Below are 11,526 nucleotides of genomic sequence, written 5' to 3'. Positions count from 1 at the left end.
GAGGATGAGACATGGGTCTGCTGATGCCCACAGCCGATCTTCACCAGTTTGGCGAACTGCCCCGCGACGACGACCCGCGGCACGTGCTTCCTCGCACAGCTCCGGATGGAGTAGCCGAAGTGATCACCCATCATCACGAACGACTCCTCCTTCAAGCCTTCAGCGGCAAAATGCCGCTGGGCGGCCATCTCCGAGGTCCTGCCGGTGGAGAGCACGACCGTACTGGAGCCGCAGGCGAGCGCCACGTCGATGGATGCGTCGACCGTGTCGGTCCAGGCCTTGGTCGATATCGGCTTGACGATGCCGGTGGTGCCGAGAATCGAGAGCCCGCCAACGATGCCGAGTCGCTCGTTGATGGTCTTCTTTGCCAGTTCCTCGCCGTTGGGAATACTGATGGTGATGGTCAGTGTTGCCGGCACGCAGCGAAGGGCGAAGACCTCCTTGACCACTTCCAGAATCATCCTGCGCGGGACGGGATTTATCGCCCACCCCCCGACCGCCACGGCCAGCCCCGGTTTGGTGACCCGGCCGATGCCGGCCCCCCCCTGGATGACGATCCGGTGCTTGGTGAAGAAGTCGATCTTGATAGTGGCGTGGACCTCGGCGCCGTTGGTGACGTCGGGATCGTCGCCGGCATCCTTTATGACATAGCAGGACGCGGTGTTGTCGTGCAGGCGTCCGCCGTGGACGGCGAAACGCGCGGTTTCGCCGCAGGGGAGCGTCAGCTCGACCTGCTCGATGCTCGCCTGGTCGCGCAGCATCTGCGCCGCGCCCTTGACGGCGGCAGCCGCACAAGAGCCGGTGGTGTAACCGTATTTAAGTTTTTTCCCGTTCATAAGTCGGTTCCGGTGGAGACGGGGGTGGCGGCTTACATCACATTAGAAAATGGCCTTTTCTGACAGGGGTAGTGCGCTCTTCGGCGCGGCTGCCCGGGTTCGACTCCTCAAACCTGACCGGCCGCCTGAATCAAGATCGCGTTGATCACTGCCGCGGCGACGTTGGAGCCCCCTTTGCGGCCGCGGTTGGTGATAAAGGGAAGGTCCGGATAGTCACGGGCCAGGTCCATCAACGCCTCCTTGCTCTCGGCGGCGCCTACAAATCCGACCGGGAGTCCGACAACCAGTTCGGGCTGGAGGCCTTCCTCCCGGACCAGCCTGATCAGCTCGAAGAGGGCGGTCGGGGCGTTGCCGATCACGAAAATCCCGTTACCGGCGTCCCTGCCGGCTTTGCGCATGGCCACGATGGAGCGGGTGATCTGCTGCGCCTTGGCGTCCTTCGCAACCTCCGGGTCGGCGACATGACAAGAAGCCGAAACTCCGAACTGCGAGAGCCTGGGCTTGCTGATCCCCGAGATGATCATGGTGGTGTCGGTAACGATGCCGGCTCCCGCCTTCAGCGCGGCAATCGCGCGGCCGATGGCATTGCGGGAGATGTGCATCGACCGGGCATAGTCGAAATCGGCGCTGGTGTGGATGGCGCGCCGGACAATGGGCCACTCCTGTGCCGACCAGGTGTGCGGCCCAAGCTCCTCTTCGATGATCCTGAACGACTCGGCCTCGATCTGCTCGGGGCTCAGATGCACCGACATCAGTGCCATCCCTCTTCGGTGAGGGTTTCGGCGATACGCTCGACCACGATTTCGGCCAGCTTGTTGTGGACGCCAAGGTGCTTGCCGAGTACCATCTCGACCTCGGGGTGGCGCTCTCTTGCCTCGTCCAGTTCCTCGGGGAGGTCTTCCTGCACGTGCGCCCCCATGTAGAGGAAATAGGGCACCAGCAGGATGCGCTTTGCCCCCTGGGCCACGCAGCTGTCCACCCCCTGCTGGATGTTCGGCAGGTGCTGCTCCCGGAAGGAGACCTCCACGATGTCGAATTCGGTCATCTTCTTCACTCGCGCCGCTATCTCGAGGGCCGCGTCGTTCGCCTGCGAAATTCTGCTGCCGTGGGCCATAAGTAGGATTGCCGTGGTCATGCTTTTCTTGCTCCTATGCCTCAAAATCTTGGGGACTTCTTTGCCCACCCCTTGTGGTACTCCTTGATCAGCTTCTCGACAGCACGACGGGGGCCGGCTTTCCAGGGGCCTACCGCGACAAGATTGATGTTGCCCGGCGCAAAGAGCGCATGGGCCGTTTCCCGGATGGCGGCCGCATCGATGGCGGCGACTTCCGCCCGGTCCTCGTCTATGGTCCTCACCATCTGCATCAACTCGCCCCACCCGTAACGCACCTGCATCTCGTAGGTGGAGTCGCTGCTGTACTCCAGGTCGTAGAAGTAGCCGTCCTTGACCCTCTCCAACTCGGCCTTCTCCATGTCCTGGAGGGCCATCGCCTTCACTTCCCGCAGCACTTCGGAGACCGCCAACTCCAGGTTCTCCGGTGCCGTGGCCAGCTCGATGGCGAAGGCGCCGGTCTCTTCATAGGCCGACAGCGAAGCATCGACGGAGTAGACGATGCCCAGCTTCTCCCTGAGTGCCAGATGAAGCCGCGAACTCCCACCGCCGCAAAGGATGCGCCGAATGAGCCTTAAAGCCATGATGCGACGATCGGGCCTGGCGAAGCCGCGGAAGGCGACCTGCAGGTTGACCTGGCTGTCGCTGTCCTTCACGAACAGGGAGCGCGGCTCTTCCTGGGTTTCGTTTACGGCAATTGGCGTCGGCGGCTGCGGCCCGTTCCACCCCGAAAAATGCTCTTCGCAGGCGGCGAAGAAACGCTCCGGATCGTGCTTTCCAGCCGCGACGATCAAGGCATTTGAAGGAACATAGAGATCAGCGAGATAGCTTCTGAGGTCTTCTTCGGTGAAGTCCCTGATGGTGTCGAGGTAGCCGATGGTCGGCATCCCCAGCGGATGGCCCGGCCACAAAAGCTTGCTGCAGAGGTTGCTCGGATTGGTCTCCTCGCCCCGCTCGTTGATGTCCTCCAGCGCCTCCTCGGTGATGATCCGCTTCTCGATCTCCAGCCCTGACAGGGTGGGATGGAGCAGCATCGAAGAGAAGAGCCTTACTCCTTCCCCGATCTGCCCAGGATGGACCCTGGAAAAGTAGCAGGTCGTCTCCTCGTCGGTCGCGGCATTGACGCTGCCGCCGATGGCCTCGAAAGCGATCTCCAGTTCGAGACTGGAGGCGAATTCCCTGGAACCGCGGAAGAGCATGTGTTCCAGAAAGTGCGAGATCCCTGCCTTGCCGGGGGTATCGTTACGCCCGCCGGCCTTTATATAGACGGCAATCTCCGCGCTGTGCAGGTGCGGCATATCTACCGAAACCAGGCGCAGCCCGTTCGAGAGAACCTTCTTGGTGCAACTGATCATCAAGACTCCGGGGGGTAGGGCAAGGGCTAAAGGCTATGGGAAAGGCTATGGGGACTGCAATATGATCCCTTTAGCCTTTCGCCCTTAGCCCTTAGCCCCGTACGTTATCAAGGCAACGGCCGCATAGCGGGCCAGTTTGCCGGAGAAAACCAGGACGGAAAAACGGATGAAACCGACGCGCAGCACCCCGCCGACCAGGCAGAGCGGGTCGCCTATCACCGGCAGAAAGCTGAGCAGCAGGGAATAGCTGCCGAACCTGGCGTAGAACTTCTCGGCCTTGGCGGTGCTCTTCTCGTCCATCCGCAGTACGCGCTGCTTCAGGAAGTCGCTGCCGTGAAGGCCTATCCAGTATGTAGTGAGGGCTCCCAGGTAGTTCCCGACCGTGGCAACGGACACCACACCAAAGGGATCATTCTTTGAGAGGAGCATGGCTACCAGCAGCCACTCTGAGCCAAGCGGGAGCAAGGTCGAAGCAAGAAAGCTCAGCACGAACAACGAATAGTAACCATAGTGAAAGAACCATTCCTGCATCCCGGCCAAATTAGCGGAAAGCCCCTGCATTGTCAAATAACTTGAACCGGATCCGCCTACTTTTTTCTTGACTTCTCTCCGCTAAGGTGGCACATACTGGTGCCATGAACCAGACCAGCTATTTTTCCTTTTTTAACTTTTACTTTTGGTGCGGCTTTTATTTTAGGCCGACACCCCGGGTAGAGGTTTAATTTAGGGAAGCTGGAACTAAATTAACGAACCGAAAGCCGGGGTGGACAGGATCCTCCCCCCTTTTTCGGTTTCGAAATATCAAGAACAGATCAGGGCCGGGGGGATAACCTTCCGGCCCTTTCGCTTTTCGGGGGAACCCAAAGGGGGAGCGAGATGATCGTGGTCATGAAATCGGGAGCAGCTGCAAACGACAGGACGCAGGTAACGGAGAGGATCAAGGAACTCGGGTACGCACCGCACATCATCCACGGCACCACGCGTGACGTCATTGGCGCCGTCGGGGACGAAAGGGGCAAGAGCGTGCTCCAGTCGATCGAGTCCATGCACGGGGTCGAGAGCGTGGTCCCGATCCTGCAGCCCTACAAGCTGGCATCGAGGGAGATCAAGAAGGAACCGAGCATCGTCCGCATCTCCGACACCCTTTCCATCGGCGGGAAGGAGCTGGTGGTGATGGCCGGGCCATGTTCGGTGGAGAGCGAGGGGCAGATCATCGAATCCGCCCAGGCGGTCAAAGCGGCGGGAGCCCAGATGCTGCGCGGCGGCGCCTTCAAGCCCCGCACCTCCCCCTACTCTTTCCAGGGTCTCGAGGAGGAGGGCCTGAAGCTTCTGGCCAAGGCGCGGGAACTGACCGGCCTTCCCTTCGTCACCGAGGTCATCGATCCCGAGTCGGTTGATCTCGTCGCTTCCTACGCGGACATGCTCCAGATCGGCGCCCGCAATGCACAGAACTTCGCCCTCTTGAAGAAGGTCGGGCAGATCAACAAGCCGATCCTTTTGAAGCGCGGCATGTCCATGACCATCCAGGAGTTCCTGATGAGCGCCGAGTACATCATGAGCGAGGGGAACCAGTCGGTCATCCTCTGCGAGCGCGGCATCCGCACCTTCGAGACTGCCACCCGCAACACCCTCGACCTCTCGGCGGTCCCCGTCCTGAAGGCGAAGACCCACCTTCCCGTGGTGATCGACCCCTCGCACGCCACCGGCAACTACCACTACATCGCGCCGATGTCGTATGCAGCCGTCGCGTCGGGGGCGGACGGTCTCATCATCGAGGTCCATCCCGATCCGGAGCGCGCTTCGTCCGACGGACCGCAGTCGCTGAAACCGAAGAAGTTCGCGGCACTGATGGAGAGGCTGAAGCTGTTCGCGGCGGCAGCGGAAAAGACGCTGTAGGGTTGGAAATTGGATCGAAGGGGTGAAGGGGGTGCCGAGCTCTCCAGGGTGGCACCCCCTCCCACCCCTTGCCCCTTACCTCCTCCAGGGGGGAAGTAAGATTTTCCTGGGGAAGTGGCACGGCGGCGGGTTTACGGTATCATAGCCTCTATCTCAAGGTAGACAGGAGGTGGCTATGCGGCGGGTATACCTGTTGGTGTTGTTGCTGGCATTGACATCGGCGCTGCCGGCCGAGGCGCGCAGGCGGGCGGCGCCTCCGGCCCCGGCAAACCTGTCGAGTGAAGAACAGGTGGTGCTGCGGGATCTGGAGCAGACCCTCGAACTGTGGCGCAACGGCAATTACGACGAGCTCTTCTACCGCACGGGTGTGGGAAAACAGAGCAAGGAACAGTTCGCGAAGAAGCTCGCCTCGGCCCCGCGCCGGCCCGCCTGCTGCTGGGAAAAGATACAGGAGGCGCGGGTTTCCTTCTCGGGCGATCGCGCCGCCGTTGTCCGGGCGAAGCTCGGCTTCGATCGGAGCGTGCCCGGCACCGAGTTCGTCACCAAAGGGATCAAGCTCAAGAAGGAAGGCGGTGTCTGGATCATGTCGCAGTCGGAGCTTTATTCGCTGGCGGATCTGGGCAAGAGGAAGGGGAGATACAAGTACCTGCCGATTCAGCCGAAGTAAAGGCGCACCCTGTGCGTAGGAGTGCCCTTCCGGGCGTGAACCGCGCTCCATTTTGGATGACATCACAATCGTAGGAGCGCCCTCCCGGGCGCGAACCGCTCTTTACCATTGAGGATGTTGGGTCGCGCCCGGAAGGGCGCTCCTACGTAAGTCCCTCCTCCCAACCTGCCCCCCGCCCCCTTTCGCAAGTCGTAGTCGAATCTTTATCTCTCAGGAATAATTACAGACCTTCCCGCTTGACCCTTTCCCCCCCTTCCGGTACTCTAGCGCCATGTCCAATGAGAAAGTTATTGTCCCGAAGAAGCCTGAACTCCTCTCCCCAGCAGGTTCCCTTGAAGCCTTTTTCGCCGCCATGGAAAAGGGCGCCGATGCAGTCTATGCCGGCCTGAGGGATTTCTCCGCCCGTGCCAAGGCCAAGAACTTCACCATCTCCCAAATGGAGCGGATGACCGCCTACGCCCACAGCCACGGCAGAAAGCTCTATGTCACCCTCAACACCCTGGTGAAGGAGGCCGAACTCCCCCAGCTGATCGACAGCCTGGCAGCGCTCGAAACGATGCGGGTGGACGGCGTGATCCTGCAGGACATGGCGGTGGCCCGCCTGGCACGGGAATACTTCCCGGGCATCCCGCTGCACGCCTCGACGCAGATGACCATCCACAATTCGCTGGGCGTGCGGCAACTGGAGGAACTCGGCTTCGAGCGGGTCGTGCTGGCCCGCGAGCTCCATATCGACGAGATCAAATCGATCGTCGCCTCAAGCCGCGCCGAGATCGAGTGCTTCATCCATGGCGCGCTCTGCTTCTCGTTCTCCGGACAGTGCTACTTCTCCTCATTCCTCGGCGGTCACAGCGGCAACCGCGGCCGTTGCGCCCAGCCCTGCCGCCGTCAGTACAAGCACAAGGGAAAGGAAGGCTACTACCTCTCCACCAACGACTTCTCCAGTATCGAGATGATCCCTGAGCTCGTTAAGGCGGGGGTGGCCTCGCTGAAAATCGAAGGAAGGATGAAGTCGGCCGAGTACGTGGCCAGCGTCATCGGGGCCTACCGGCTCGTCCTCGACGCCGACGAGAATTCTTACCAGGCAGCGGTTGCGGAGGCCAAGGCGCTGCTGAAGCTCTCCTTCGGCCGCGTCCCGACCAAGGGGTTCCTCGCCTCGCATACCCCGACCGATATCTCGACGCCGTCCATTAAAGGGGCCACCGGCCGCTACCTCGGTGACATCAGAGAGATCAGGGGCAACCGGATCAGCTTCGAGACCCGCGACCGCCTCCACGTCGGAGACCGGATCAGGGTCCAGCCGAAGACCGACATGGCAGGGCGCGCCTTCACCTTGAAGGACCTCTTCCTCGGCGGGAAGAAGGTCATGAATGTGAAGGAAAACACCATGGTCTCCACGAGCTCGCCCTTTCCCTTCAAGCTCGGCGACTCCGTCTTCAAGGTGTCCTCCGAGACCGCCTTCACCATGAGCGAGAACGCCTGCATCAAACGGCTGGAAGGCGTCAAGGGTGACAGCGTCCCCTGCAACCTGAGGCTGTCCCATGAGGATGAAACCCTGAAGGTCGAGGCGGAAGTCTTCGGCTCCCGTTTCAGCACGGACTTCCATCTCGGAGCTCTCGAGGCCTCCCGATCGACAGATATGGAGGGTGTGCTGAGGGCACAGTTCTCCAAGAGCGGCGACACGCCCTTCGTCCTTGCCTCGCTTTCGGCTCCCGATTTCCCGGCGATCCTGATACCGCCGCCCAAGCTGAAGGAGATCCGCCGCACCTTTTATGCCTGGCTGGGCGAGCAGGCTGTTGGCGCCCTGAAGCGCAGAAGCGGCGAGCGGCGCCAGGCGGCGCTCGCGGCGCTGGTTCCGCGACGTCCGGCCGCTGTCAAAGGGAAGGACGAGCTGACGGTCAAGCTCGAGCAGATAAAGGACTGGCACGAGTTGCACCGCGACCTGGTGGACGCCATTACCTTCCCGGTGTCGAAAGCCAACATGCACCAGCTCTCGCAGTACGCCAGGAAGATGAAGGGCGCCGAGCACCAGGTGCTCTGGCAGCTTCCCTTCATCATCTTCGAGGCCGATCTCCCCTTCTTCACCGAAGCCATCGGCGCCATCATGCGGGCAGGGTTCAAGCGCTTCGAACTTACCAACCTGTCCCAATTCCAGTTCTTCAAGGGGCTGGATGTGGAGCTGTCGACGGACTATCGTCTCTTCTCGCTCAACAGCCAGGCCCTCCTCACGTGGCAGGAGCTCGGCGCGGTGCGGGCGACGCTATACATCGAGGACGACCGCGATAACCTGGCACAGCTGCTGTCGAGTGATCTGAAAATCAAGAGGAGCACGATCCTCTACGCGCAGATCCCGGTAATCACCTCGAAAATCGCCATCAAGGACATCAAGGGCGACGCCCCGCTGACCTCGGACCGCGGAGACGTCTATCCCGTCAAGGTCAAGGACCGGCTCACCGTCGTCAACGCCCAGACTCCATTCGCCCTTACCCAGTACCGGAACGAGCTGCGCCAGATGGGGTGCGCGTCGTTCGTGCTCGACCTGTCCCATCTGATGCCGGAGGAGCGGGAAAGGGCGCTGGAAGCCTACCGCAAAACGCTCGGCGTGCAGGGGGCATCTGAGTTCAATTTCACCGCCGGGCTGGTGTAAGCAACTTTAAGGGGCAGGGATTTCACGCTACGTCAATGCGTGCTTCGACAGGCTCAGCACGAACGGCTGGTAGTGTTCGGCGGTTGAACTATTTGTGCTATTACTCAGGAGAGTCATTTGCAATGAGCATTCTGGACAGGATCAAGAATCCCGCCCTGTTGGCGCTGGTGAAGGAGCAGAGCCTCAAGGACCTGCTGGTTAAGAGGGAGTTCCGGATAACCGCAGGCTACATGCAGCGCGAGTTCCTGAACCAGGCGCTGGATGAGGAACTCCTGGAGCTCAAGATCAACCTTCTCGATGGTTTCGGCGAGCTGACCGGGAAGATGAAGAAGAAGTTTGTCCCTTTTGCCATCCCGTTTTCGGCTACTTTCGCCATTCACGGTGTCGAGTTCACCGCAACCCGTAAGGCGGTGCTGGTGAAGCTGGAAAAGGTGGGGCCGATCGACATCGAGTGGCTGACCAGGAAAATGATTGAGAAGGTTCCTTTTTTAAGCTGCGTCGGTGAGCTGATTGTCTGCGATCTGACGAAGGTGCCGAAGCTTGCGGATCTCTTCGCCTACCGGGTGAAGGGGATCAATCCGTGGGATTTCATCACCTTGAAGGAGCTTACCCTGAAAGAGGGAGAACTTGCGGGAAGGGTGGGGGTGGTATTATGAGCGATTATCTGGTGAGGATCATCTCGAAATCCGGCAATGTCAGGGGCCTCGCCTGCGTGACCACCGAGCTGGTCAACAATGTCTGCAAGCGCCACGGCACGCTTCCCACGGCAACAGCAGCGCTGGGACGGGCGCTGACGGCCGGTACCCTGATGGGGGCGATGTTGAAGACCGGGCAGAGGGTGGCCCTGCGTTATGAGGGAAACGGGCCGCTGCAAAAGATCATCGTCGAGGCAGACAGCAACGGGAGCGTCCGCGGTTACGTGGGAGATCCGCAGGTGCACATGCTGCGCCCGGACCATAGGCTGGACGTAGCCAACGCACTCGGGCGGGCAGGATTCCTGACGGTAGCGAAGGACCTCGGGCTGAAGGAACCATACCGGGGTACGGTGCAGCTGTATTCCAGCGAGATTGCCCAGGATCTGGCGTTATACCTCGTGGAGTCGGAGCAGATTCCTTCGGCGGTAGGGCTGGCGGAATTCCTGGAGCTTGACGGGACGGTTGCCGCCGCGGGAGGATTCATGATCCAGGCTGTGCCGCCGGTCGATCCCGAAGTTGTCGAAGAACTGATGCGCCGCATCGAAACGCTCCCTCCCTTGAGCGAGCTGCTGCATTCGAAGAAGACCCCGGAGGAGATCCTGGAGCTTCTCTTCGCCGATATTCCTTATGACATACTGGAAAAGAGAGAGCTGGCATTTTCCTGCAGTTGCAGCCGGGAGAGGATTGAGCGGGTGCTGATCTCCATGGGCAAGAAGGAAATCATCACCCTGCGCGAAGAGCAACACGGCGCCGAAGTCACCTGCGAATTCTGCGGCGAGCGCTATGGCTTTGACGAGGCGGATCTGGGTCGCCTGCTGGATGAGATCGAAAAGGGAGCGGCCCACTAGAGGTCTGCCCGAATCGGCGAAGAATCGCCGCGCACCTCCCGTAGAAGCGATTACCTTGCGTGCTTCGACAGGCTCAGCACGAACGGATTAAACTTAAAACACAGAGCCCAAAGTTTTAAAACACAGAGCCTAAGCTCCGTTCGCCCTGAGCTTGTCGAAGGGCGCAACAGAGCCTGAAGTTCCGTTCGCCCTGAGCTTGTCGAAGGGCGCAATTTGCTTGGGGTAACGCTTACCCGTGCATGACAACATGAGCACTTGGCCCTGCTGCTATTGACGCTGCCCACCCTGCAGCACGAAGGCTGCTGCGGTATAATGAGACGGTGATTGTCCAGACTGAGCAATACGGGGGTGCCGATGCGAATCCATGATATTACCGTGCCGCTGTCTGCCGATCTCCCGGTCTACCCCGGAGATTCTCCCGTCGTCATCGCCCCGTGGACCAGCATGGCCGACGGAGATGCGGCAAACATCTGCCGTATCACGCTCTGCACCCACAGCGGCACCCACATCGACGCCCCCAGGCACTTCAGCCAGAGTGGCAGAACTGTCGACCACATACCTCTCGAAGTACTGATCGGGAAGGCACGGGTGGTGGAGGTACCGGAGGTCTCCCAGATAGGCCGGAAGGAGTTGGACCGGCTGCCGATCAAGGGCTTCCAGCGCGTCATCCTGAAGACCGCCGGCAGCAAGCTCTGGAAGGAGAGCGGGTTCCGTGAAGAGTACGCGTCGTTGACGGTCGACGGTGCCGCTTTTCTTGTCGAGGCCGGCGTCAAGCTGATCGGGATAGATTATCTTTCCGTGGAGAGTGTCACGGGGGATGGCCAGGTCCACAAGACGCTGCTTGATAATGAGATCGTGATCCTTGAGGGGGTCAATCTGGAGGGTGTCGCTCCGGGGGAATACGAGCTGATCTGCCTGCCGCTGAAGGTGAAGGATGGTGACGGAGCGCCGGTCAGGGCTATTCTCCGTGGCGGTCCCGAGACCGGCGAGGCCGGGGAGTTCGATCCCCACACCACCAAGTGGCCCCTTTCCTAAACTCCTGCACTCTTTACCTGCTGAGTATCCAGTTGATGAAGGCACTCCATTAACTACTTCGCTCACCGACTGTTGAGCAATCCCCCTGGCAGCCTTATACTAGCTGCCCCGCTTCCAAAGCGGGGCAGCTTTTTACATTCCCATGTGGTAAGCGGGGCAGCTTTTTACACCCCCCCTTTGCAAACTGGGGGCTTGGGCAGCGGTGTCCGGTTAGGTTTTTGCTTTGCCTCTTTCCCTCCCAACCTTCCTTCGAACTGCTCCCTCTCCCTATGGGAGAGCAACTGTGTTAAGTGTCAAGAGGGTTAGACATGTTGCATAGCATTTGGATCCCATGGGCTCATATTTTTCAGCATTGCATTGAGAACGGTTAACAATTTTCTCATACAAGCTACCATGGCGACCTTATGCAATTTACCGGCTTTCCTAAGCCGATCAT

Annotated in this window: 11 protein-coding genes and 1 pseudogene; 6 read left to right on the top strand and 6 right to left on the bottom strand. The window is 60.2% G+C overall.

All coding sequences use genetic code 11. The features are described from left to right. From cbiD to AC11W3_RS21150, 5 genes are all read right to left on the bottom strand, one after another. Positions 1-836: cobalt-precorrin-5B (C(1))-methyltransferase CbiD (gene cbiD / locus AC11W3_RS21170; RefSeq protein WP_484093727.1), on the bottom strand; the 836-nt coding region annotated here is incomplete at its 3' end. A gap of 107 nt (positions 837-943) precedes the next feature. Next, on the bottom strand, positions 944-1,588 hold the full coding sequence (locus AC11W3_RS21165) for a precorrin-8X methylmutase (RefSeq protein ID WP_484090999.1): 645 nt from the start codon (positions 1,586-1,588) through the stop codon (positions 944-946). Then, positions 1,588-1,971 (bottom strand): sirohydrochlorin chelatase, encoded by a 384-nt coding sequence (locus AC11W3_RS21160; protein ID WP_484090998.1) that lies wholly within the window; start codon positions 1,969-1,971, stop codon positions 1,588-1,590. The genes AC11W3_RS21165 and AC11W3_RS21160 overlap by 1 nt, the downstream gene beginning before the upstream one ends. A gap of 20 nt (positions 1,972-1,991) precedes the next feature. Then, positions 1,992-3,302, bottom strand: a complete 1,311-nt coding sequence (locus AC11W3_RS21155; protein WP_484090997.1) for a M16 family metallopeptidase — start codon at positions 3,300-3,302, stop codon at positions 1,992-1,994. 84 nt (positions 3,303-3,386) lie between these two features. Continuing rightward, on the bottom strand, positions 3,387-3,833 hold the full coding sequence (locus tag AC11W3_RS21150; protein ID WP_484091033.1) for a YqaA family protein: 447 nt from the start codon (positions 3,831-3,833) through the stop codon (positions 3,387-3,389). Between the two features lie 345 nt (positions 3,834-4,178). On the opposite strand from AC11W3_RS21150, the gene aroF reads away from it, so the two are divergent. The 6 genes from aroF to AC11W3_RS21120 all read left to right on the top strand — a co-directional run bounded on the left by aroF (position 4,179) and on the right by AC11W3_RS21120 (position 11,090). Continuing rightward, positions 4,179-5,198, top strand: coding sequence for a 3-deoxy-7-phosphoheptulonate synthase (gene aroF, locus AC11W3_RS21145; protein WP_484090996.1), 1,020 nt, complete (start codon positions 4,179-4,181; stop codon positions 5,196-5,198). A gap of 175 nt (positions 5,199-5,373) precedes the next feature. Beyond that, positions 5,374-5,865 (top strand): hypothetical protein, encoded by a 492-nt coding sequence (locus tag AC11W3_RS21140; RefSeq protein WP_484090995.1) that lies wholly within the window; start codon positions 5,374-5,376, stop codon positions 5,863-5,865. A gap of 271 nt (positions 5,866-6,136) precedes the next feature. Beyond that, positions 6,137-8,512, top strand: coding sequence for a peptidase U32 family protein (locus AC11W3_RS21135; RefSeq protein ID WP_484090994.1), 2,376 nt, complete (start codon positions 6,137-6,139; stop codon positions 8,510-8,512). Between the two features lie 122 nt (positions 8,513-8,634). Further along, the gene (locus AC11W3_RS21130; protein WP_484093726.1) at positions 8,635-9,168 is read left to right on the top strand and encodes a hypothetical protein; all 534 of its coding nucleotides are present in this window, start codon (positions 8,635-8,637) and stop codon (positions 9,166-9,168) included. Next, on the top strand, positions 9,165-10,055 hold the full coding sequence (gene hslO, locus AC11W3_RS21125; protein WP_484090992.1) for an Hsp33 family molecular chaperone HslO: 891 nt from the start codon (positions 9,165-9,167) through the stop codon (positions 10,053-10,055). Before AC11W3_RS21130 ends, hslO begins: the two co-directional genes overlap by 4 nt. Before the next feature lie 354 nt (positions 10,056-10,409). Further along, positions 10,410-11,090 (top strand): cyclase family protein, encoded by a 681-nt coding sequence (locus AC11W3_RS21120; protein ID WP_484090991.1) that lies wholly within the window; start codon positions 10,410-10,412, stop codon positions 11,088-11,090. A 302-nt stretch (positions 11,091-11,392) separates the two neighbouring features. Here the strand turns inward: AC11W3_RS21120 and AC11W3_RS21115 are convergent. Next, positions 11,393-11,526, bottom strand: a pseudogene (locus AC11W3_RS21115) (IS110-like element ISMae40 family transposase); the annotation flags it as partial.

It is taken from the genome of Geomonas sp., assembly GCF_056994735.1.
The sequence above is the reverse complement of the archived record's forward strand: the minus strand, read 5'-3'. Positions and strand labels throughout refer to the sequence as shown.